The following is a 21,077-nucleotide window of genomic DNA, read 5'->3' as shown; positions in this document are numbered from 1 at the left end:
GGTCAGTGGCCGGCGATCTGGCCGCCGTCGACATGCAGGATCTCGCCGGTCACGAAACTCGCTTGCTCCAGGTAAAGCACGGCATCGACGATGTCGGACATCTCGCCCATGTGACCGACCGGGTGCATCGCGCCGAGTTGGGCGTGCGTCGCGACCGGGTGCATCGGCGACTTGATGATGCCGGGCGCAACCGCGTTCACGCGAATGCCGCGCTTGGCGTATTCGATCGCAAGCGACCTGGTCGCGGCGTTCAGCCCACCCTTGCTCAGCGAGGCCAGCACCGAGGGTACGTTCGAGTTGGCTTGATCGACCAGGGTGGTCGTGATCTGGACGACATGACCAGAACCCTGCTTCTCCATCTCCGCGATGGCGAGCTGCGTGATGTTGAAGAAGCCGGCGACGTTGGTGCCCATCACCGCCGCATAGTCCTCGGCCGTGTACTGCGTGAACGGCTTTGCGACGAAGATGCCGGCATTGTTGACCAGCGTGTCGACGCGGCCGAAGCGGGCGACGGCCTGCGCAACCACGCGTTCCGCGGTCTTCCGGTCGGCGATGTCGCCGGGAATGGCAAGGACATCGTCATCGCCGGACGGCTTGACGGAGCGCGCCGTCGCAACGACGCGATAATTGCGATCGCGAAAACCCTGGACGAGGGCAGCGCCGATGCCCTGCGATGCACCGGTAATGATGGCAACCTTTTGCTCGATACCCATGACGGGCTCCTGTTGTTGATCCGTGCCAGCACCGGCTGGCCTGGGCGTTGAGGTACGCCGCGGTGGCCTGCTCGCGAATACACGCTGGCCGGCAGACACTCTTTCGCGGCGCGTATGAATGCCGGACCGGCGTCCGGCGGCAGTTGTCGCGATTGGGACAAGGGCTTAATTTGTCATTGGAATTTCACGGGGCGGCGGGAAGGCATGGATCGTCTGGATGCGATGAAGGTGTTCGTCCTCGCGGTGGACGAGGGCAGCCTGGCCGCCGCAGGCCGCAAGCTCGGTCGCTCGCCGGCGGCGGTGAGCCGCGCCATCGCCTTCCTGGAGGGGCAGGTCGGCGCCGAGCTGCTGCACCGGACCACGCGGTCGATCAAGCTGAGCGAGGAGGGCGAGCGCTATGTCGCCATCTGCCGGCGCGTGCTGACCGAACTCGAAGAGGCCGACGCCATTGCGGCCGGCCCGCGCGCGGCGCCACGTGGCCTGCTGACGATCACGGCGCCAGTGGTGTCAGGCGAGATGGTGTTGCGCCCGATCCTGGATGCGTTTCTGGACGCTTATCCGACCGTTTCGGCAAAGCTGCTGCTGTTCGATCGTGCGGTCAACCTGATCGAGGAGGGGTTCGATATCGCGCTTCGCATCGGTCCGCTTGCGGATTCAGCGATGGTGGCGTTGCCTCTCGGTGAGGTCCGGCGGGTCGTGGTGGCCGCGCCGCGCTATCTGAAACAGCATCCGCGCATCGCGGAGCCAGGCGACCTCGCCAAACACCAGATCGTGGCGATGGCGCATCTGCCGAATTCATGGACCTTCGCGCCGTCGAGGAATTCAACGGTGCCGCGGACGGTTCAGTTCACGCCGCGCCTGATGGTCAACAGCACCTATGCGGCGGTCGCCTCCGCGGTGGCCGGGCGCGGCATCGCGCGGATGTATTCCTATCAAGTTGCCGAGCAGGTCGCGCGCGGCGAACTCGAGGTCCTGCTTGCGAGCGACGAGGATCCGGAGATGCCGGCGAACCTGATCTCGCCGCAGGGCCGGCTCTCGGTGCCGAAGGTGCGTGCCTTCGCCGATTTTGCCGTGCCCCGTCTGAAGAAGCACTTTGCACAGTTCAGGAAGAGCATTGGCGCTCGCTGAGGTGTCGCGCCGCTTCTGCCAATGCGTTGTTTTGCGTATACGGCCGCCGGGCTGAATCGGCGATGGTTCCGAACGGTTAACGCCGGATTAACGGATGAGTCCTAGCCTGTCTCGGCCGGGGTTACTCGCAAGGCCGAGGTGAGCCCAATGGAAGCCCAGAAGATCGCGGTCGACGCCGTCGTCGCGCTGACCGATTGCGACCGCGACGCCGTCATCGCGTTTATCCGCCGGCTCTACCTCGCCGGCGTCACCGACCCCAAGCGCCTGACCTTCAAGGGCCTCCAGGCGCTGTCCCGGGCGTGATTCGGCCGATTTCGGTTCATTTTAGCCCGGGTTCCGTCCCCGAGCTCTCCCCAGCGTGACCGCAACCCCCCGGTGAATATCTTGCCGGTGGGGGCCGGCCGCGGTAGATCACGTCCCCGGCTGGGTTACTCGGGATTTGGGGAAATGCTGAAACAGCTTTTTGCGCCGCAGCTTGTCATTTTGTATGTGCTGGCGGCATCGACGATTTACGTTCACTTTCGGGGCAAGCAGCGGTTGCGCTTCGCGCGCCAGCTCGGCGATCACTCGACCTATCTCGCACCTTATAACGTGCTGATGTATGCGGGCTCGGCCGTGCCGAACAAGCCTGTCATCTCGGTCGAGCAGTTTCCCGAGTTGAAGCCGCTCAGCGAGAACTGGGAGACCATCCGCGACGAGGCCGTCCGCCTGTTCGACGAAGGCTTTATCCGCGCGGCAGCGAAGAACAACGACTGGGGTTTCTACTCATTCTTCAAGAGCGGCTGGAAACGCTTTTACCTGAAATGGTACGACGACTTCCTGCCCTCGGCGAACACGCTGTGCCCGAAGACGGTGGAGCTGCTCAAGTCGATCCCGAGCGTGCACGGCGCCATGTTCGCGATGCTGCCTCCGGGCGGCAAGCTCGGCGCTCATCGCGATCCCTTTGCCGGATCGCTGCGCTATCACCTCGGCCTCGTCACGCCGAACTCGAACAAGTGCCGCATCCTCGTTGACGGCGTCGAATGCGTCTGGCGCGACGGCGAGGCCTTCATGTTCGACGAGACCTTCATCCACAGCGCCGAGAACCAGACTGACGTCAATCGCATCATCCTGTTCTGCGATGTCGAGCGTCCGATGAAGTTCGGCTTCATGACCGCGATCAACCGCTGGGTCAGCCATCACATCGTCAAGGCGTCGGCGACCCAGAACGTCGAAGGCGAGAGCGTCGGCGTGCTCAACAAGGTGTTCGGCAAGCTCTACGAGATCCATCTCGGCAGCCGCAAGGTCAAGGAGTGGAACCGCAACGTCTACTACACGCTGAAATATTCGCTGACCGCTCTGGTTCTTGGCCTCATCGTGTATTCGGCATTGACCTGATCGGCGCATCGCATTGCCTGAATCAAAAAGCCCCGGAGCAATCTCCGGGGCTTTTTTGTTTGTGGAGATGCCGCAGCCGCGGTCACACCGGCTTCGCACCCGTCTGAATGATCGACCCTACATGCTGTCCGCGCAGGGCCGCGCCGATCCGGCCCGGCACGAGGCCGTTCACCACCTGCACGCGCGCGATGTGGCGTGCATTCGCCATCACCTCGAGCAGCGCGGGATCGAACGGCAGCGTGCCCTTGAGCTTCGCAAGTTCGGCGAAGCTCGTTTCTTTCAAGAGCTCGGCCTTCTTGCCGTCTGCGCCATTGGGATCGGTGGTGTAGACGCCATCGACGTCCTCGACGATCGTCAAACCCGCGGCCCCGAGCGCGTCGGCGAGCAGGAAGGCGCCGGTATCAGCGCGATGCAGCGGGATGCGCGCGGTCGGGAACTCGTGATGGTGGTAGGGCGGGAACGCGCTGCCGACGACCGCGCGCGCCGCTTGAAGATGAATCGCGAGCTGGCTCGCGATGGTGCCGTGCTCGACATAGGAGACGCCCTCGGGCGCGAGCAGGCTCGCCAGGATGTGGCCGTTCTGACCCGCCTCGCTGGCGGCGAGCGGCGCGAGCGAGCCGGCCGGCAAGCCGAGGTCGAGACCGACGCTGTAGAGATGGCGGGCACGGATGCCGGCGCCGGTCAGGATCAGCAGGCGATGCTCGGGCAGCAGGGCGCGCAGCTCGTCGACGAGCGGCAGGATGGCCTCAGCGCCACGATCCATGATGCGACCGCCGATCTTGATGACCTGCAGCCAGGGCAGCAGCTTGATCGGGCGATTGCCGGCGACGGGGCGGGTGAGATCGCTGTCCAGAAGGGTCTGGCGCGCGAGCGGCGAGGCGACGTGCTTGATCTGGTTGGTGTCAGCCATGACGGTGCTCTCTTCAGCTCGCGGTGATGATGGTGCCGACATGCTCGCCCGCGAGCGCGCGGGTGAGATTGCCGGGAACGAGGCCGTTCACGACCTGCACCTGGCGGACGTGGCGCGCTGCGGTGAGGAGATCGAGCACCGGGAATTCCAGGATGGAATCCTGTAGACCCTTGGCCTTCATTTCGGCCACCGAGATTTTTGGAATGAAGGTCGCGTTCTTCGACGTTTTCGGGTTCGCGGTGTAGAGGCCGTTCTCGTCCTTCACGTAGATCATCGCCTTGCAGCCGAATTGCTCGGCGACGAGGAAGCATCCGGCATCGGTGCGGTAGGGCGGGATCACGCCTTCCGCCGCGGGCCGCATCCAGAGGCTATAGGGCGGCATGCCTGCGAAGATGACGGCGTTGACCTCGGCGAGAAACAGCGGCACGGACGAGAGCCCGGCGCTGCTGACGGCGGAGATGCCGTGCTTGGCCAAGAGCTGTCCGAGCATCGCCGCGTTCTGGTCGGCCACGGAGGCGCCGAGCTGCGACAGCACGCCGGCCGGCAGGCGAAGCCCGGCGGCGATCGAATAGAGATGCCGCGCGCGGGTGCCGGCGCCGGTGCCGATCAGGAGCTTGTGGGCTTTACGGGCCGCAACGATCTCCTCGACGATCGGATAGACCGCGGCGCGACCGCGATCGATCATGCTCTGCCCGCCGATCTTGATGACCGTTGCATCCGGCAGGATGCGGAAGTCCGAAGCTTTCTCCGCCGCGGCGACAAGCTGTGGGTCGGTGAGCGGGCGCTGCATCAGCAGCCCCTCAAGCTCCGTGATCGTGTTCGACATCCGAGACATCCTCTCGTTTTCTGATGCGGTCTCTGCGGTGGGACCCTCCGGTCCCGACACGCGAATCTTGCTGCACTGGCCGGTCCATGGCAACAAGGTTCGTCGCGATTTACCGGCCAAACATGGAGCAGGCAATGGCCCAATTGCCACTTGCGAACACCGAGACCGTGCAATTCTTCCGCGCGTGGCTGGAGACCTTCTCAGGGTTTGTCCGCGAGGTCGACTATGCCTCGGCGCGACCGCTGTTCCATCCGGATGTGCTGGCGTTCGGGACGCATAACGACGTCATCCCCGGCCTCGACCAGTGGGTCACGACGCAATGGAATAATGTCTGGCCGAAGACGACCGACTTCCGCTTCGTGCTCGAGCAGATCTCGGTTCTGGCCTCACCAGACGGCACGACGGCGACCGTGATCGCACCGTGGACGAGCACGGGCTATCATCCCGACGGCAGCGCGTTTCCGCGCCCCGGCCGTGCGACCATGATCTTTTCGAGAGATGGCGATCGCTGGCTGTGCGTGCATTCGCACATGTCGCTCAATCGCGGCGTGCCGCAGACGAGCCACGCCGATCGGCCAGTGAAGGCCTGGTAGATCGCGATCACATGCTCGACATGCAAAAGGCCCCGGACCTGTCCGGGGCCTTTCGATTTCCAGATGCCGGGCAGCTTATTCCGGCTGGCCGATGCTGACCTTCAGCGTGCCGACGCCGTCGACGCCGCATTCGAGCTTGTCGCCGGGCTGGAGCTGCGACACGCCGGCCGGCGTGCCCGTCATGATGATGTCGCCGGCAGCGAGCTTCACCTGCTGGGACAGCTGCCAGATCGTCTCGGGCACGTTCCAGATCATCTGCTCGAGGTCGCCCGTCTGGGCTTCCTTGCCGTTGACCGTGAGCCAGATCTTGCCCTTGGTGGGATGCCCGATCTTCGAGGCCGGTTGCACCGCGGAGGCGGGCGCCGAGCCGTCGAACGACTTGCCGATCTCCCACGGACGCTCCTTCTTGCGCGAGGCGATCTGGAGGTCGCGGCGGGTGAGGTCGATGCCGACGGCGTAGCCGTAGACGTGGTCGAGCGCCTTCTCGGCGGGGATGTTGAGGCCGCCGCTCTTCAGCGCGACGATCAGCTCGACCTCGTGATGCAGATCCTTGGTCAGAGGCGGATAGGGAATGGTGGCGCCATCGGGCACCAGCATGTCGGCGTGCTTGGCGAAGAAGAACGGCGGCGCGCGCTCGTCATTGCCCATCTCGCGGATGTGCTCGAGATAATTGCGGCCGACGCACCAGATGCGGCGCACCGGATAACGGCCGGCCTCGCCGACGACGGGGAGCGAAGCCTGGGGCGGAAGCGGGATGACATAGGAGGCGGCGTTCATGAAGCGGTCTCGCTGCTCTTGGGTTGATAGGGAACTCTATGCGGTTGCGCTGATCGGCGCCAGCGCGCCGGTGTCGTAATGCTGCAGGCGGAAGAACGAGGCGTAGCGGCCGCCACGGCGCAGCAACTCTTCATGCCGGCCCTGCTCGACGATCTCGCCACCCTCGACCACCAGGATCGCGTCGGCGTGCATGATGGTGTGCAGACGATGCGCGATCACGATGGTGGTGCGGTTCTGGCAGAGATGCTCGATCGCCTCCTGAACCTGCCGTTCGGACTCGGAATCGAGCGCGGCGGTGGCTTCGTCCAGCAGGATGATCGGCGCGTTCTTGATCAGCGCGCGGGCAACCGCGATGCGCTGGCGCTGCCCGCCGGACAGCTGCGTGCCGTGCTCGCCGACCGGCGTGTCGTAGCCGAGCGGGAAACCCATGATGAAATCGTGCGCGCAGGCCGCCTTCGCCGCCTCGATGATCTCGTTCTCGCTCGCGCCCGGCTTGCCGAAGGCGATGTTGTTGCGGATGGTGTCGCGGAACAGATAGACGTCCTGACCGACATAGGCGGTCTGTGCCCGCAGCGATTTGCGCGACACCGCGCCGATCGACTGGCCGTCGATCACGATGTCGCCTTGCGTCACCTCGTAGAAGCGGAGCAGCAGCGCCAGCACGGTCGATTTGCCGCCACCGGAGGGGCCGACCAGCGCGGTGACCTTGCCGGGTTCGGCGATGAAGCTCATGCGGTTGAGCACGGTCTCGTTGGCGCGGTAGCAGAAGCTGACGTCGCGCATCTCGATCTTTGCTTCGGAGAGCTTCAGCGCCGGCTTGTCGTCGTCGGAATGCTCGCTGGCCGGGCTGTCGACGACTTCGAGCAGCATGCGCGCGCCGACGAGCTGGCTGTTGAGGTCGATGTTGAGCCGCGCCAGCCGCTTGGCGGGCTCGGTCGCCATCAGGAAGGCGGTCATGAACGAGAAGAACGCGCCGGGCGTGGCGTTGAGCGCGACCACGCTGTAGCCGCCATAGAGCAGGCAGCCGGCGACCGCGAAGCCGCCGAGCATTTCCATCAGCGGGTTGGAGCGGTTGGCGACGCGGGCCATCTTGTTGGCGTTGCGCTCGACGATCGTGATGTTCTCGTCGATGCGGCTCTGCATGGTGTCTTCGAGCGTGAACGCCTTCACGGTGCGGATGCCCTGCAGCGATTCCTGCATCGTCTCCAGGATGTCGGCGGTGCCGGTGAACTGGTTGTAGGCGAGGCCCTTGATGCGCTTGACCAGCTTGCGCAGCACCAGCATCGCCGGCGGCACAGCGACGAGGCCGATCAGCGACATCAGCGGATCCTGCCACACCATCACACCGATCATGGCGAGCAGCATCAGCAGGTCGCGCCCGATGGCGTTGACCAGCATGTTGAGCACGTCGGTGATCGATTTGGCGCCGGCCGTCAGCCGCGCCAGAAATTCGGATGAATGCCGCTCCGAGAAGAAGCCGACGCTCTCGCGCATCAGCTTGGCGAACAGCTGGCGCTGGTTGGTGGCGAGGATGGCGTTGCTGATCTTGGTCAGGATCACCATGTGGCCGTAGGTCGCCACGCCTTTGATGAACAGCAGGATCACCGTGATGCCCGAGAACATCGCGATGCCCGGGATGTTCTTGTCGACATAGGCCTGGTTGATGACCTGGCCGAGCACGTAGGTCGCGCCTGCGGTCGAGCCGGCGGCCGCCGCCATCAGTGCAAAGGCAACGAGGTAGCGCCGCCAGTAGATGATCCCCTGTTCCGCCACGAGGCGGCGAATGAGGACCATTGCCTCATAGGGATCGTCGGTGATTTTCTTTGGAAACTGGGCCATCCGTAGTCCATTGACGGCCAAGGCGAAAAGCCTGCCCGCGCGTCAGGGATCGAATGGCCTCTGTGCCCGCTAAAGCTACGGTTTTCAAGCCCAATTAAGGGCTTGCGCCCGGATGGATTCTAGGCCGAGACGGCGTGGCGGAGCTCGCCATGGCGCTCGCGGAACAGCTTGTCCTCCCAGGCCAGCGCGTGCGCCGCGATGGTCTCGAGGTCCTCGTATTGCGGCTTCCAGTCGAGCAGGCCGCGGATGCGGCTGGTGTCGGCGACCATGGTCATGATGTCGCCGGGCCGGCGCGGGGCGTATTGCACGGCGAAGCTGCGGCCCGACACCCGCCGCACGGCATCGATGGTTTCGAGCACCGAATAGCCGCGGCCATAGCCGCAGTTCAGCGTCGTCGAGGCGCCGCCGTTGCGCAGATAGGCGAGCGCCGAGCGATGCGCCTGCGACAGATCCGTCACGTGGATGAAGTCGCGGATGCAGCTGCCGTCCTGGGTCGGGTAGTCGGTGCCGAACACGTCGATCTTGGCGCGCTGGCCGGTCGCGGCTTCCACCGCGATCTTGAGCAGATGCGTGGCACCGACGGTGGCAAGCCCGATGCGGGCCTGCGGATCCGCACCCGCGACGTTGAAATAGCGCAGCGTCACGTACTGCATGCCGTAGGCGGCGGCGACGTCGTGCAGCATGATCTCGGTCATCAGCTTGGACGAGCCGTAGGGCGACAGCGGCCGCGTCGGCGCGTGCTCGGGCACCGGCACCTGGTCCGGATTGCCGTAGACGGCGGCGGTCGAGGAGAAGATGAAGCGGCTGATGCCGCGCTTCACCGCGACGTTGAGCAGATTGCGCGCGGTCATGAAATTGTTGCGGTAGTAGCCGAGCGGATCGCGCATCGAATCCGGCACGACCACGGAGCCCGCGAAATGGATGATGCTCTCGATGTTGTGCTGGGCGATCACGCCCTCGAGCAGGTTCTCGTCGCCGGCATCGCCGATGAACAGCGGCACGCCCTCAGGCAGATATGCGGAAAAACCGGTGGAGAGATCGTCGATCACGACGACGTCCTCGCCGGCCTCCGCCAGCGTCAGGACCGTGTGACTTCCGATATAGCCGGCGCCGCCGGTGACTAGCACAGTCATGATCTCACCCGTCTTCGATCAAGGCACCAAGTTAACGTTTGCGCGGTGAAGAGGGGGTTTCGGGCCGGCTGAACTGGTCACTATGCTTAATGTTGCGTATAGGACTTTGCGAAACGGAGCATGACGTGGCGAATTTCCCGGGCGATCTGCAAGTGATCGTGCCAAATCTGCACAGGCGCTATTCCGGGGTCACCGCGACCAACCGGATGGTGGCGCCGCGGCTGGCAAAACTCTATCGCGCCGCGTGGTTCGGATCGGACGCGCCGGAGGGGATTGTGCGGCTGGGCGTCGCCGATGTCCTGAAGCTATGGCGCCGCAAGTCGCCCCTGACCTGGCATGCGCGCCGCAACAACGAGATGATCGCGGGCGTTTTGCTACGCGCGCTCGGCTGGCCGCTCAAGCTGGTGTTCACCTCGGCGGCGCAGCGGCATCACAGCTGGATCACGCGCTGGCTGATCCGGCAGATGGACGCGATCATCGCGACATCGGACATCTCGGCCTCGTTCCTCAAAGTCAAAGCGACGGTGATCCCGCATGGCGTCGATACCGACGTCTATGCGCCACCGGTCGATCGCGCCGCGGCATTCGCGGAAGCCGCGCTGCCCGGCCGTTACGCCATCGGCTGCTTCGGCCGCGTGCGCGCGCAGAAGGGCACCGATGTGTTTGTCGATGCGATGTGCCGATTGCTGCCGCGCTATCCGGATTTCACGGCCGTGATCGTCGGACAAGTCACGGCCGAGCAGACGCCCTTCGCCAACGATCTGAAGAAACGCATCGAAGCAGCCGGCCTGCAGTCGCGCATCGTCATCACCGGCGAGCTGCCGATCGAAGACGTGCAGCGCTGGTATCAGCGGTTGACGATCTACGCCTTCACCTCGCGCAACGAAGGCTTTGGCCTGACGCTGATCGAGGCAATGGCGGCCGGCAGCGCGCTCGTCGCCGCCCGCGCTGGAGCTGCCGAACTCGTGGTCGAGGACGGCGTGAGCGGCATGCTGATCCCGACGGGCGATGCGGATGCGCTCGCGGCTGCGCTCGAGCCATTGATGCGTGACGTGGCTACTGCGACTGCGATGGGCGAACGTGGTCGCGAACGTGTGCTGGCGAAATTCAGCCTCGATGCCGAGGCGGCGCGGATCGGCGAGGTCTATCGGCCGCTGCTTTGAGCGAGGGCGCCGTGTGCGACGGTAAGTCGTTGATTTCGCTACAGCGGGCTACTGTGCATGGGGTTGTTTTCGCGTTTTCGGTCCGATTTTCGCGATCACCTCAGCCACGAACGCATCGAGGTCGCCGCCTTCGAAGAGAAAGCCCGGCAGTCCCAGCGCCTTGCCAGCTTCGAGATCCCTCGGCTGATCTCCGATGACGAAACTGCCGTCGAGTTGCACGGGCCAGTGCTGGATGAGATCGCGCAACATGCCGGGCGCCGGCTTGCGCCAGTCGTGCTCCTTGCTGTAGCCGGCGACCGTTCCCTGCGGATGATACGGACAGAAGCGGATGTCATCGATCCCGGCGCCGTCGCGCGCGAGCTCGTCGCGCATCCAGCCGTGCAATGCGTTCACATCGGCTTCGCTGTAGAGGCCGCGCGCGACGCCGGACTGGTTGGTGAAGACGAACACCCAATAGCGGGCTTCGTTGAGGCGGCGAATGGCCCTGGCGACGTTTTCCGTCCAACGGATGCGGTCTCGCGTGCCGATATAGCCATCGTCGAGGTTGATGACGCCGTCGCGATCGAGGAATGCGGCGGGCTTCGCCGCGCGGCCGTCAGACATTTGCACGTCCTTGCGTCCTTGCCAGCACGTCTCTTGCGATCTCGACGACCTCTGACGCCGCGATATCCCGCATGCAGCGGTGGTCGTTCATTTTGCAGATCGTGCTCTGGCAAGGCTGGCAGGCGAGCACGCTCTTGGTCTGGACCACGGTCGCGGCGAGGCCATTGAGCGGGGCCCAGAGATAGGGGCTGGTCGGGCCGAAGATGCCCATGGTGGGCGTGTCGAGCGCGGCCGCGATATGCATCAGGCCCGAATCGTTCGAGATCGCGACGCCGGCTGCGGCCATGGCGAGAACGCCGTTGCGCAGATCGTTGCCGGTGAGATCGCGGACGCCCGGGCCGCCGGCCGCGACGATCTCCTGGGCGAGGCCCTTTTCCGCGGGACCGCCGACCACCCAGACCTCCAGCCCGCGCTCAACCAGCAGGCGGGCGGCCTCCGGATAATAGGTCCAGCGTTTCGACACCCCGACCGACCCAGGCGCGAGCGCCACGGCGGCCCCGGCGCTGAGGCCGTTGGCCTGGCGCCAGCGGGCGATCTCGTCAGCCGGGACCCGCAATTGCGGAACCGGCCATTCCGGCGGCAAAGGCGCGCCGTCGGGCTGGGCCAGCGCGGCGTTCTTGTCGATGAAGCGGGGCAGCTTCTTCTCGCCCCAGCGCCAGCGGTTGAGCAGGCCGAACCGGAACTCGCCGACGAAGCCGACCCGTTCCGGGATGCCGGCCAGCGCCGGCGCAATGGCCGCCTTCCAGGTCCGCGGCAGCACCAGGGCGGTGCCGTAGTTCCGCTCACGCAGGAGCCGGGCCAGGCCGAGCTGGCGGCCCACGGCAAGGCGGCTGCGGGGCAGGTCCCAGACGAGCCCGGCGCGCACGCCCGGCATGTAGTCGACCAGGGGCGCGCACAGCGACGTGGTCAGGAGATCGACCGGCCGATTCGGCCAGCGCTCCTTCAGCACACGCACGACGGTATGATTCCGGACGAAATCGCCGATCCACATATAAGGGACGATCAGGATCGGGCTTGTGTCGCTCCGATCCTCATTTCCGCCAAATTGCGAATCGCTGTTCATTCGTTAATTGTGCCGCGGGCGCCCTGATGTGGCGGTTCGGTTAGCCGCTCCCGGCCGGCAGGTAAAGCGGGCAGAAGTGCGAGCCCCGAGCGTCAGGCCCAAAATGCTTACACTTTGGTAGATGATGCGCTAGGGCAGGTATCGGGCCGCGAAGATCGGGCAGGGTGGTTGGAATGTTGCTGGTGACCGGCGGAGCCGGTTTTATCGGATCGAATGTCGTGGCCGCGCTCAACGAGGCGGGCCGCAGCGACGTTGTGATCTGCGATCTCCTGGGCAGCGACGGCAAATGGCGCAATCTCGCCAAGCGGCAGCTTGTGGATATCGTTCCACCGGCCGAGCTTGCCGACTGGCTGAAGGGGCGCAAGCTCGACGCCGTGATCCATCTCGGAGCGATTTCCGAGACCACCGCGACCGACGGCGATCTGGTGATCGAGACCAATTTCCGCTTCTCGATGCGCCTGCTCGACTGGTGCACGGCCAACGCCGTGCCGTTGATCTACGCCTCGTCGGCCGCGACCTATGGCGACGGCGCGGAAGGTTTCGACGACGACGCCTCGCTGCCGGCGCTGAAGAAGCTGCGGCCGATGAACCTCTACGGCTGGAGCAAGCAGCTGTTCGATCTCGCGGTCGCCGGGCGCGTCGCGAACGGCGATTCCCTGCCGCCGCAATGGGCGGGCCTGAAATTCTTCAACGTGTTCGGCCCGAACGAATACCACAAGGGCACGATGATGAGCGTGCTGGCGCGTCGCTTCGACGACGTCAAGGCGGGCCGCGTCGTGCAGCTGTTCAAGTCGCATCGCGACGGCATCGCCGACGGCGACCAGCGTCGCGATTTCATCTATGTCGACGACGTCGTGCGCGTGATCCTGTGGCTGCTGGCGACGCCTGCGGTGTCGGGGCTGTTCAATGTCGGCACCGGCAAGGCGCGGAGCTTCAAGGATCTGATGCTCGCGACCTATGCGGCGCTCGGTACGAAGGCCAACATCGAATACATTGACATGCCCGAGCAGATCCGCGGCAGCTATCAATATTTCACCGAGAGCAAGGTCGATCGTCTCCACCGCGCCGGCTATAACGGCGGCTTCACGACGCTCGAAGACGCAGTGAAGGCCTATGTCGGGGACTATCTCGACCGGCCCGACCGTTTCCGATAAGGCCCCAAGGATCTGAGGCCCAATGACCATGCCGACGCCCATTCTCGATTTCGATGCTCTCGCGCAAGCCATCTCCGGCCGCACGGTGCTTTGCATCGGCGACATCATGCTGGACGAGTTCGTCTACGGCGAGGTATCGCGGATTTCGCCGGAAGCGCCGACGCCGGTCATCGCGGCGCAGCGCAGCGAGATCCATATCGGCGGTGCCGGCAACGTCGCGCGCAATATCGCTTCGCTCGGTGCGCGCTGTATCTTCGTCGGCCTCGTCGGCGAGGACGATGCGGGAGCGCGACTCAAGGCCGCGCTGGCGGACCATGCCGGCATCGACAGCGCGCTGGTGTGCGATCCGTCGCGGCCGACCACGCGAAAGGTGCGCTTCGTCTCCGAGCATTTCTCCACGCATATGCTGCGCGCGGATTGGGAGCAGGCGGTAGCGGCCTCCGACGAGGTCGAGACGAAGCTGATCGAGGCGATCGTGCCGCAGATCGCGCGCGCCGATATCGTGCTGCTGTCCGACTACGCCAAGGGCGTGCTGACCGCGCGCGTGATCCGCCATACCATCGACGCCGCGCGAAAGCTCGGCAAGCCCGTGATCGTCGATCCCAAGAGCCTGAACTGGGCGATCTATCGCGGCGCCACGCTGCTCACGCCCAACCGCAAGGAATTCTCGGAAGCCACCCGCAGCCGTGCCGACACGCCGCAGAGCATCGTCGATGCCAGCGAGGACGTGATGCGGCTCGCCGATTGCGAGGCGATCCTGGTCACGCAGGGCGAGCACGGCATGACGCTGGTGCCGCGCAAGGGCGAGGCCGTCCATGTTCCGGCTTTCCCGGTGAAGGTGCGCGATGTCTCCGGCGCCGGCGACACCGTCGCCGCCGCGCTCGCGGTCTCGCGCGCGGCGGGGGCGGATTGGGATACGGCGCTGCGCATGGCGAGTGCGGCGGCCGCGGTCGCGGTCGGCAAGCAGGGCACCGCCAGCGTGAGCGCCGACGAGCTGCGGCGAAAGATCCTGCCGCATGCCTATCTCGCCGCCGAGGAGAAGGTCGTGCGCGCGCCCGGCGCGCTCGAGGCCCAGCTCGCCGAATGGAAGGGGGAGGGGCTGCGCGTCGGCTTCACCAATGGCTGCTTCGACATCCTGCATCCCGGCCACGTCAAGGTTCTGACCGCGGCGCGCGCCGCCTGCGACCGGCTGATCGTCGGCCTCAACAGCGACGCCTCGGTGCGGCGGCTGAAGGGCGCGGATCGCCCGGTCCAGGACGAGCGCGCGCGTGCCGAAGTGCTGGCCGCACTCGAAGCCGTCGACCTCGTCGTGATCTTCGAGCAGGACACGCCGATCGACCTGATCACGCGCATCACGCCGAGCGTTCTGGTGAAGGGCGGCGACTACACCCGCGAGCAGGTGGTCGGCCACGAGGTCGTCGAAGCCGCCGGCGGGGTGGTCGTGCTGGTCGATATCCTGAAGGGTTTCAGCACGACCGCGCTGGTTCATCGCGCGCGCGGAGAGACGAAGTGACGGCGCTCGCGCGGGAGACGTTGTGGGGGGCGACGCTCCGGCGTCTACGCAGTCCGGCGGCATGGTCCGAGACGGTCGACCTGTTCGCCATCCTGACCGCGGCCTCGCTGCCGTGGTCGACGTCGCTCGCGGCGATCTTCAATGTCGCGATGCTGGTTTGCATGGTGCCGTTTCTCGACGTCAGGGACTTCCTGCAATCGCTGAAGCGCCCGGTCTGCGCACTGCCGATCGCGCTGTGCCTGCTCGCGCTCGTCGGCACGCTGTGGTCGGGGGCGTCCTGGGGCGCGCGGTTCTACGCCGTGAACCCGACGACGAAGCTGTTGGTGCTCCCCGTCTTGATCTATCATTTCGAACGCTCGTCGCGCGGGCACCTCGTGTTCATCGCCTTTCTGGTGTCCTGCGCGCTGCTGTCGGTGATGTCCTGGCTCGTGTTTCTCCATCCCACGCTCTCGCTGAAACCGCCTGAGGAATCCAATTCGCGCGGCATTTTCGTGAAGAACTATATCGACCAGAGCCAAGAATTCACGCTCTGCGCGGTCGCGCTCGCGTTTCCGATCGTGAAGCTGCTGCGGCAGAAGAGGGTTTGGCTCGCTGCGCTGCTGGCAGCGATTGCGCTCAGCTTCTTCGTCAACATGGCCTTTGTGGTCATCTCGCGCACCGCACTAGTGACTGTGCCGATCATGCTGGCGGTGTTCGGGCTGCTGCACCTGAAATGGCGTAGCGTCCTGATCATCTCCGTGGTTCTTGCAGCCCTCGCCGCGTTGGCATGGCAGACGTCGTCGAAACTGCACACGACGATCGAGACCTTCTCCGTGCAGTACGAGATGTACAGGGACAGGGGCATCCCGACATCGATCGGACTTCGGCTCGAGTTCTGGCGCAAATCGCTGGGTTTCTTTGCCGAGGCGCCGGTCATCGGTCATGGAACCGGCTCGACGCGCGGCTTGTTCGAGCAGGCTGCGACCGGCGGCCCCTACGCGGCCTCAAACGAGGTGATCGGCAATCCCCATAACCAGACGCTGAACGTCGCCGTGCAATGGGGCATCGTCGGCATCATCGTCCTGTATGCGATGTGGGCGGCGCATCTCCTGTTGTTCCGCGGCGACGATCTCGCCAACTGGATCGGGTTGCTGGTCGTTGTCCAAAACGTGTTCACCTCGCTGTTCAATTCCCATCTTTTCGACTTCCACGAAGGGTGGATGTACGTGCTCGGTGTCGGTGTAGCCGGCGGCATGGTGCTCAATTCGCGCCGGAACGGCCGGAGCCCGGGAGAAGCCCGCGCCTGAGCTTCGGAGCGCTGGCAAGTCCCGGCGAGATGGGCTATCAGCGCGGTCAGGTTGTATGCAGAACTGGAGATATTCGGCCGCAGATGACGCGTCTTTCGCATCTTACCTTGCGCAACTTCCTGATCGCGCTTCACGACCTGGTGGCGACGGCCGCGGCCCTGTTCGCTGCGTTCTATCTGCGTTTCGAGGGTGGCGCGGGCTTCACGGCCCGCTTGCCGCTGCTGCTGCAGATCCTGCCCTATTTCCTCGCCTTCAGCGTCGTCGTGTTCTACGTCTTCAACCTGACGACCACGAAGTGGCGCTTCATCTCGCTGCCCGATGCGCTGAACATCATTCGCGTCGCCACGGTGCTCACCGTCGCCCTTTTGATGCTCGACTACATCTTCGTCGCGCCGAACGTGCACGGCGCCTTCTTTCTCGGCAAGATCACCATCGTCCTCTACTGGTTCCTGGAGATCTCCGCGCTCAGCGCATTGCGGCTGGCCTATCGCTATTTCCGCTACACCCGTGTGATGCATCACGTCAGGACCGAAAACGCCGCGCCGACGCTCCTGATCGGGCGCACCGCCGATGCCGAGGTCGTGCTCCGCGGTATCGAGAGCGGCGCCATCAAGCATCTGCGGCCGGTCGGGGTGCTGTCGCCGTCCCGGGCTGACCTCGGCCAGCTCATCCGCAACGTGCCGGTCGTCGGCGCGACCGACGACATCGAGGATGTTATCGCCAGCTTCGCCAAGCGCGACAAATCGATCGCCCGGGTGGTGATGACGCCGTCCGCCTTCGAGCCGGATTCGCATCCCGAATCCGTGCTGATGCGGTCGCGCCGGCTTGGCCTGATCGTCAGCCGGCTGCCGTCGCTCGAGCAGGGGGATGTGCCGCGGCTCACCTCGGTTGCGGTCGAGGACCTGCTGCTGCGTCCGAGCGAGACCATCGACTATGGGCGTCTCGAAGCCCTGATCAACGGCAAGAGCGTCATCGTCACCGGCGGTGGCGGCTCGATCGGCTCGGAGATCTGCGAGCGCGTGGTTGCGTTCGGCGCGGCGCGCCTGCTGATCGTCGAGAATTCGGAGCCGGCCCTCTATGCGGTCACCGAGACGCTCGCCGCGCGCGGCTCCGGCGCCGAGATCGAAGGCCGGATCGCCGACATCCGCGACCGCGAGCGCATCACGCGTCTGATGGCGGAGTTCAAGCCGGACATCGTGTTCCACGCCGCCGCGCTCAAGCATGTTCCGATCCTGGAACGCGACTGGAGCGAGGGCGTCAAGACCAACATCTTCGGTTCGATCAACGTGGCCGATGCGGCGCTCGCCGCCGGCGCCGAGGCCATGGTGATGATCTCGACCGACAAGGCGATCGAGCCGGTCTCGATGCTCGGTCTGACCAAGCGTTTCGCCGAGATGTATTGCCAGGCGCTCGACCACGACCTCGTGGCGCAGGCCGGCGGCGGCAAGCCGGCGATGCGCTTCATCTCGGTCCGGTTCGGCAACGTGCTGGCGTCGAACGGATCGGTCGTGCCGAAGTTCAAGGCGCAGATCGAGGCCGGCGGTCCCGTCACCGTGACGCATCCCGACATGGTCCGCTATTTCATGACCATCCGCGAAGCCTGCGATCTCGTCATCACGGCGGCCACCCATGCGCTCGGCGCCAGGCGTTTCGACGTTTCGGTCTACGTGCTGAACATGGGCCAGCCGGTGAAGATCGTCGATCTGGCGGAACGGATGATCCGGCTCTCGGGCCTGCAGCCCGGAATCGACATCGAGATCGTGTTCAGCGGCATGAGGCCGGGCGAGCGATTGAACGAAATCCTGTTCGCCTCGGAGGAGCCGACCGTCGATATCGGGGTCGCGGGCGTCATGGCGGCGAAGCCGAACGAGCCGCCGATGCAGACGCTGCGCAAATGGATGTCCGCGCTCGAAATCGCCATCACGCATGACGATCGCGCCACCATCAGGACCATCCTGAAGGATGCCGTTCCGGAGTTCGGCGTCAACGCGAGCGCTGCATCCTGAGGGACGACGGCGAGCGGAGCTGAAAGATCCGCCGGGCAAAGCGCAGGAAGAACGCTGCGTCGATGACGGGCGCGTGCAGATGCTGCCGGCGCGAGCGCAGGCAGTCCAGATTGGCGCGCAAGGTCACGCGCCAGCCGCTCGTGCTGATGCCGCCCATCTGGAAATCGGCGATGACGCGCGAAAGATAGGCGACCCTGTAGTCGTTCAGCGCCAGCGCACGCAGCATGTAATCGTAGTCGGCGGTCGTGACGTAGCTCAGATCGTAGTCGCCGACCGTCTCGGCGACCTGGCGTCGCATGTAGAACGTCGGATGCGGCGGGACCCAGCCGAGCTGAAACGAGTAGCGGCCGTACTGTCCGCCGCGCCAGGCCCGCACGAGGGTCTTGGATTGGTGATCGGTGACCATGTCGAGGTCGCCATAGACGACATCGGCCTGTTCCAGCGCCGCCGCGATCGCCGCCAGCGCGCTGTCGTCGTGGAAGGTGTCGTCCGAATTGAGGAATCCGATCGCGTCGCCCTTGAACAGATGCAACCCCTTGTTCATGGCGTCGTAGACACCCTTGTCGGGCTCGGAGATCACGCGGATATCGCTGGAGCCGAACGACTCCACGATCTTCAGCGTTGCATCCTTTGAGGCGCCGTCGACGACCAGCATCTCCTTGTCGGGATGCGTCTGGGCGAGGAAGGATTCGATGGTGGCGCCGATCGTCGCCTGGGAGTTGTAGCTGGCCGTGATGACGCTGATCTTCATTCCGGATCCGTGATGTACGCGCCGGAGATTATAGGAAACAACCTTGAAGGTTGATAGGCAATCGCTGCGGTCGCGGTGCGTCCGTGCCGGCCCTGTGAACCCTTATTCACGCGCCGCGATCGGCGCCGCGCTGTGCGCGGCTTTCTCCCCGCTGAGGATCCAGACCAGGCCGCCGAATGCGCCGACGATGAAGGAGACCGCGCCGAACAGCAACGAGATGTTGACGCCTTCGTTGGCCGCCAGCCCGGCGAAGCCGAAGGCGAGCCCCATGCTCGCCTCGCGCACGCCCCAGCCGGCGATCGAGATCGGCATCAGCGTGATCAGCATCACCGGCGGCACCAGCAGGAAGACCTGCGCGAAGCTGACCGGTGCTGCGATCGACTGCACCACGCACCAGGCGATGACGACGGCAAGCACGTGAACCAAAATCGACAGGATCGCGATCATCGGGCCGCTCTTGCGGTTGAAGATCACGCGGTTGGCGATCACGGCGCAGGCGTGGATGTGGTGGGTGGCCCACCAGGTCTTCAGCCACGGCCATGTCAGCGCGCCGAAGATCAGGAAGCCGATGCCGCCGGCAAGCGCGGCGAAGTCGACGAGCAGCAGCGCCGAGCGGCCGTGCGGATCGGTGATCAGCGTGTAGCTCCAGGGCAGGCTCGCGACGATGAGGACCGCCAGCGCCACGAGGCCGATCGCGCGATCGACGAAGATCGAATAGGTCGCGGCGCGCCATCCTGCGCCGGTGCGCGCCACCATCCACAGCCGGACCGCATCGCCGCCGATCGCGGACGGCAGGGTCTGGTTGAAGAAGGAGCCGATCACGTTGTAGCGCATCGCGCGGCCGAGCTCGAGCGGCGCACCGCATGCGGCGCTGACCTCGCGCCAGCGCAGCACGCCGACGAAGATCTGCAGGAACGTCACCGCGATCGCCATGCCGATCCAGAACAGGCTGGTCGCGGTGAAGCGCGAGAACAGCTCGGTCAGATCGACCTTGCGTAGCGCCAGATAGAGCAGCGCCGCGGAGATCAGGATTTTGGCCGTCGACAACAGGATTCGGCGCATCTCGCCCGCTTGGACAGGGTTTCGGGGCAACCCGACGCGAGGCGCCGAATTCGGCCGCTTTGGTATGGTTTTGGCGCCGATCTTGCAATAGCTATCACGAAGGGCGGCGGTCTATTGCGCCCCCTTGATACCGGCCAGAGAAACTTTACGGGCTGGCTTCAGGGATTGCTCGGGATCGCTTGGGAACAGGATGACGGATCAGGCGATTTTGGTGACGGGTGCCGCCGGTTTCATCGGCTTTCACGTCGCCCGGCAGCTCCTGGCCGAGGGGCGGCCCGTGGTCGGGCTCGACAATCTCAACAGCTATTACGATCCCGCGTTGAAACAGGCGCGCCTTTCGCTGCTCGGCAACGAATCCCGTTTCTCTTTTGTCCAGGCTGATCTCGCCGATCGCGAGACGATGGCGGCGCTGTTTGCGCGGCATCGCTTTCCGGAGGTCGTGCATCTCGCCGCCCAGGCCGGCGTGCGCCACTCGATCGAGCATCCGCAGAGCTACGCCGATTCCAATCTGCAGGGTTTTCTCAATCTGCTCGAGGGCTGCCGGACGTGCGGCTGTCGCCATCTCGTCTACGCCTCGTCATCGTCCGTTTACGGCGCCAACACTAAACTGCCGTTTTCCGTGCAGGACCGGACCGATCATCCCGTGAGCTTCTACGCCGCGACCAAGAAGGCCAACGAGGTGATGGCGCAGTCCTACAGTCATCTCTACCGGCTGCCGGTCACGGGCTTGCGCTTTTTCACGATCTATGGCCCGTGGGGACGGCCTGATATGGCCATGTTTCTGTTTGTAAACGCCATCATGGCGGGCCAGCCGATCCGGCTCTTTAACCATGGCAAGATGCGCCGCGACTTCACCTATATTGACGACGTGACCCGCGTAGTGTCCAAGCTGATCGATCTTGTGCCTGCGGACAATCCGGCTGCCGCAAATGCGCCGTCTCGGGTCTACAATGTCGGAAATCACCGCCCCGAAGAGCTGATGCATGTCGTCGGACTTCTGGAGCGGGAGCTGGGTCGGACGGCGGTCAAAGAATTGCTGCCGATGCAGCCGGGAGATGTGGTGGAAACGTTCGCGGATGTCGAGGATTTGATGCGCGACACCGGCTTTGCACCGTCAACGCCGATCGAGCACGGGGTCCACAATTTTGTCACCTGGTATCGCGACCACTACAAGGTTTGA

General features: G+C 64.9%; 20 protein-coding genes. 10 read left to right on the top strand and 10 right to left on the bottom strand.

Annotated features, from left to right (window positions below; all coding sequences use genetic code 11):
* Window positions 1-2 precede the first annotated feature (2 nt).
* Window positions 3-713: an SDR family NAD(P)-dependent oxidoreductase gene (locus NLM32_RS31895; protein ID WP_254132694.1), complete on the bottom strand. Its 711-nt coding sequence runs from the start codon at window positions 711-713 to the stop codon at window positions 3-5.
* A gap of 204 nt (window positions 714-917) precedes the next feature.
* Here NLM32_RS31895 and NLM32_RS31890 point away from each other — a divergent pair, with 204 nt between their 5' ends.
* The 3 genes from NLM32_RS31890 to NLM32_RS31880 all read left to right on the top strand — a co-directional run bounded on the left by NLM32_RS31890 (window position 918) and on the right by NLM32_RS31880 (window position 3,218).
* Entirely contained in the window at window positions 918-1,841 is a 924-nt protein-coding gene (locus NLM32_RS31890; RefSeq protein WP_254132693.1) for a LysR family transcriptional regulator, read from the top strand.
* A 147-nt stretch (window positions 1,842-1,988) separates the two neighbouring features.
* Window positions 1,989-2,144, top strand: a complete 156-nt coding sequence (locus NLM32_RS31885; RefSeq protein WP_014493894.1) for a hypothetical protein — start codon at window positions 1,989-1,991, stop codon at window positions 2,142-2,144.
* A gap of 144 nt (window positions 2,145-2,288) precedes the next feature.
* Window positions 2,289-3,218 (top strand): aspartyl/asparaginyl beta-hydroxylase domain-containing protein, encoded by a 930-nt coding sequence (locus NLM32_RS31880; protein WP_254132692.1) that lies wholly within the window; start codon window positions 2,289-2,291, stop codon window positions 3,216-3,218.
* Window positions 3,219-3,300: 82 nt separating this feature from the next.
* Here the strand turns inward: NLM32_RS31880 and NLM32_RS31875 are convergent, their stop codons facing one another.
* Together NLM32_RS31875 and NLM32_RS31870 are read right to left on the bottom strand one after the other, a co-directional pair.
* On the bottom strand, window positions 3,301-4,128 hold the full coding sequence (locus tag NLM32_RS31875; protein WP_254132691.1) for a molybdenum storage protein subunit alpha: 828 nt from the start codon (window positions 4,126-4,128) through the stop codon (window positions 3,301-3,303).
* A gap of 13 nt (window positions 4,129-4,141) precedes the next feature.
* Window positions 4,142-4,954 (bottom strand): uridine kinase, encoded by an 813-nt coding sequence (locus tag NLM32_RS31870; RefSeq protein WP_254132690.1) that lies wholly within the window; start codon window positions 4,952-4,954, stop codon window positions 4,142-4,144.
* Window positions 4,955-5,088: 134 nt separating this feature from the next.
* Between NLM32_RS31870 and NLM32_RS31865 the strand changes: the two genes are divergently transcribed.
* The gene (locus NLM32_RS31865) at window positions 5,089-5,547 is read left to right on the top strand and encodes a nuclear transport factor 2 family protein (RefSeq protein WP_254132689.1); all 459 of its coding nucleotides are present in this window, start codon (window positions 5,089-5,091) and stop codon (window positions 5,545-5,547) included.
* A gap of 75 nt (window positions 5,548-5,622) precedes the next feature.
* Here the strand turns inward: NLM32_RS31865 and NLM32_RS31860 are convergent, their stop codons facing one another.
* The 3 genes from NLM32_RS31860 to galE all read right to left on the bottom strand — a co-directional run bounded on the left by NLM32_RS31860 (window position 5,623) and on the right by galE (window position 9,296).
* Window positions 5,623-6,324 (bottom strand): fumarylacetoacetate hydrolase family protein, encoded by a 702-nt coding sequence (locus NLM32_RS31860; protein ID WP_254132688.1) that lies wholly within the window; start codon window positions 6,322-6,324, stop codon window positions 5,623-5,625.
* A 36-nt stretch (window positions 6,325-6,360) separates the two neighbouring features.
* Window positions 6,361-8,163 carry an ABC transporter ATP-binding protein gene (locus tag NLM32_RS31855; RefSeq protein ID WP_254132687.1) on the bottom strand — a complete coding sequence of 601 codons (1,803 nt, stop codon included), beginning with the start codon at window positions 8,161-8,163 and terminating at the stop codon, window positions 6,361-6,363.
* Between the two features lie 119 nt (window positions 8,164-8,282).
* Window positions 8,283-9,296 (bottom strand): UDP-glucose 4-epimerase GalE, encoded by a 1,014-nt coding sequence (galE, locus tag NLM32_RS31850; RefSeq protein WP_254132686.1) that lies wholly within the window; start codon window positions 9,294-9,296, stop codon window positions 8,283-8,285.
* A gap of 125 nt (window positions 9,297-9,421) precedes the next feature.
* Here galE and NLM32_RS31845 point away from each other — a divergent pair, with 125 nt between their 5' ends.
* On the top strand, window positions 9,422-10,459 hold the full coding sequence (locus NLM32_RS31845) for a glycosyltransferase family 4 protein (protein WP_254132685.1): 1,038 nt from the start codon (window positions 9,422-9,424) through the stop codon (window positions 10,457-10,459).
* A gap of 48 nt (window positions 10,460-10,507) precedes the next feature.
* Here the strand turns inward: NLM32_RS31845 and NLM32_RS31840 are convergent, their stop codons facing one another.
* Window positions 10,508-11,062, bottom strand: coding sequence for an HAD-IIIA family hydrolase (locus tag NLM32_RS31840; RefSeq protein ID WP_254132684.1), 555 nt, complete (start codon window positions 11,060-11,062; stop codon window positions 10,508-10,510).
* A complete protein-coding gene (gene waaF, locus NLM32_RS31835) occupies window positions 11,055-12,125 on the bottom strand; it encodes a lipopolysaccharide heptosyltransferase II (protein WP_254132683.1) in 1,071 nt (356 codons plus the stop codon). The genes NLM32_RS31840 and waaF overlap by 8 nt, the downstream gene beginning before the upstream one ends.
* 173 nt (window positions 12,126-12,298) lie before the next feature.
* Between waaF and rfaD the strand changes: the two genes are divergently transcribed.
* The 4 genes from rfaD (at window position 12,299) to NLM32_RS31815 (ending at window position 18,084) form a co-directional block, all read left to right on the top strand.
* Window positions 12,299-13,279 (top strand): ADP-glyceromanno-heptose 6-epimerase, encoded by a 981-nt coding sequence (rfaD, locus tag NLM32_RS31830; protein ID WP_254132682.1) that lies wholly within the window; start codon window positions 12,299-12,301, stop codon window positions 13,277-13,279.
* A gap of 28 nt (window positions 13,280-13,307) precedes the next feature.
* Entirely contained in the window at window positions 13,308-14,792 is a 1,485-nt protein-coding gene (gene rfaE1 / locus NLM32_RS31825; protein ID WP_254135465.1) for a D-glycero-beta-D-manno-heptose-7-phosphate kinase, read from the top strand.
* Entirely contained in the window at window positions 14,789-16,078 is a 1,290-nt protein-coding gene (locus NLM32_RS31820; RefSeq protein WP_254132681.1) for an O-antigen ligase, read from the top strand. The genes rfaE1 and NLM32_RS31820 overlap by 4 nt, the downstream gene beginning before the upstream one ends.
* Before the next feature lie 83 nt (window positions 16,079-16,161).
* The gene (locus NLM32_RS31815) at window positions 16,162-18,084 is read left to right on the top strand and encodes an SDR family NAD(P)-dependent oxidoreductase (RefSeq protein WP_254132680.1); all 1,923 of its coding nucleotides are present in this window, start codon (window positions 16,162-16,164) and stop codon (window positions 18,082-18,084) included.
* Here NLM32_RS31815 and NLM32_RS31810 read toward each other — a convergent pair.
* Both NLM32_RS31810 and NLM32_RS31805 read right to left on the bottom strand, forming a co-directional pair.
* Window positions 18,062-18,835 (bottom strand): glycosyltransferase family 2 protein, encoded by a 774-nt coding sequence (locus NLM32_RS31810; RefSeq protein ID WP_254132679.1) that lies wholly within the window; start codon window positions 18,833-18,835, stop codon window positions 18,062-18,064. The two genes, NLM32_RS31815 and NLM32_RS31810, sit on opposite strands and share 23 nt — an antisense overlap.
* A 102-nt stretch (window positions 18,836-18,937) precedes the next feature.
* Entirely contained in the window at window positions 18,938-19,897 is a 960-nt protein-coding gene (locus NLM32_RS31805) for a lysylphosphatidylglycerol synthase transmembrane domain-containing protein (RefSeq protein ID WP_254132678.1), read from the bottom strand.
* 190 nt (window positions 19,898-20,087) lie between these two features.
* Here NLM32_RS31805 and NLM32_RS31800 point away from each other — a divergent pair, with 190 nt between their 5' ends.
* Window positions 20,088-21,077, top strand: coding sequence for an SDR family NAD(P)-dependent oxidoreductase (locus tag NLM32_RS31800; protein WP_254132677.1), 990 nt, complete (start codon window positions 20,088-20,090; stop codon window positions 21,075-21,077).

The organism is Bradyrhizobium sp. CCGUVB14 (assembly GCF_024199935.1).
Lineage (GTDB): Bacteria > Pseudomonadota > Alphaproteobacteria > Rhizobiales > Xanthobacteraceae > Bradyrhizobium.
Note: the sequence above shows the minus strand (reverse complement) of the source record. Positions and strands in the feature narration are given on the sequence as shown.

What these genes read in the sequence shown, in the direction of transcription:
- NLM32_RS31880 (WP_254132692.1), top strand. Translation starts at nt 2,289, where the DNA reads ATGCTGAAACAGCTTTTTGCGCCGCAGCTTGTCATTTTGTATGTGCTG.
- NLM32_RS31870 (WP_254132690.1), bottom strand. Translation starts at nt 4,954, where the DNA reads ATGTCGAACACGATCACGGAGCTTGAGGGGCTGCTGATGCAGCGCCCG.
- NLM32_RS31810 (WP_254132679.1), bottom strand. Translation starts at nt 18,835, where the DNA reads ATGAAGATCAGCGTCATCACGGCCAGCTACAACTCCCAGGCGACGATC.
- NLM32_RS31800 (WP_254132677.1), top strand. Translation starts at nt 20,088, where the DNA reads ATGACGGATCAGGCGATTTTGGTGACGGGTGCCGCCGGTTTCATCGGC.
- galE (WP_254132686.1), bottom strand. Translation starts at nt 9,296, where the DNA reads ATGACTGTGCTAGTCACCGGCGGCGCCGGCTATATCGGAAGTCACACG.
- NLM32_RS31840 (WP_254132684.1), bottom strand. Translation starts at nt 11,062, where the DNA reads ATGTCTGACGGCCGCGCGGCGAAGCCCGCCGCATTCCTCGATCGCGAC.
- NLM32_RS31890 (WP_254132693.1), top strand. Translation starts at nt 918, where the DNA reads ATGGATCGTCTGGATGCGATGAAGGTGTTCGTCCTCGCGGTGGACGAG.
- NLM32_RS31855 (WP_254132687.1), bottom strand. Translation starts at nt 8,163, where the DNA reads ATGGCCCAGTTTCCAAAGAAAATCACCGACGATCCCTATGAGGCAATG.
- NLM32_RS31895 (WP_254132694.1), bottom strand. Translation starts at nt 713, where the DNA reads ATGGGTATCGAGCAAAAGGTTGCCATCATTACCGGTGCATCGCAGGGC.
- waaF (WP_254132683.1), bottom strand. Translation starts at nt 12,125, where the DNA reads ATGAACAGCGATTCGCAATTTGGCGGAAATGAGGATCGGAGCGACACA.
- NLM32_RS31815 (WP_254132680.1), top strand. Translation starts at nt 16,162, where the DNA reads ATGACGCGTCTTTCGCATCTTACCTTGCGCAACTTCCTGATCGCGCTT.
- rfaD (WP_254132682.1), top strand. Translation starts at nt 12,299, where the DNA reads ATGTTGCTGGTGACCGGCGGAGCCGGTTTTATCGGATCGAATGTCGTG.
- NLM32_RS31805 (WP_254132678.1), bottom strand. Translation starts at nt 19,897, where the DNA reads ATGCGCCGAATCCTGTTGTCGACGGCCAAAATCCTGATCTCCGCGGCG.
- NLM32_RS31885 (WP_014493894.1), top strand. Translation starts at nt 1,989, where the DNA reads ATGGAAGCCCAGAAGATCGCGGTCGACGCCGTCGTCGCGCTGACCGAT.
- rfaE1 (WP_254135465.1), top strand. Translation starts at nt 13,308, where the DNA reads ATGCCGACGCCCATTCTCGATTTCGATGCTCTCGCGCAAGCCATCTCC.
- NLM32_RS31860 (WP_254132688.1), bottom strand. Translation starts at nt 6,324, where the DNA reads ATGAACGCCGCCTCCTATGTCATCCCGCTTCCGCCCCAGGCTTCGCTC.
- NLM32_RS31865 (WP_254132689.1), top strand. Translation starts at nt 5,089, where the DNA reads ATGGCCCAATTGCCACTTGCGAACACCGAGACCGTGCAATTCTTCCGC.
- NLM32_RS31875 (WP_254132691.1), bottom strand. Translation starts at nt 4,128, where the DNA reads ATGGCTGACACCAACCAGATCAAGCACGTCGCCTCGCCGCTCGCGCGC.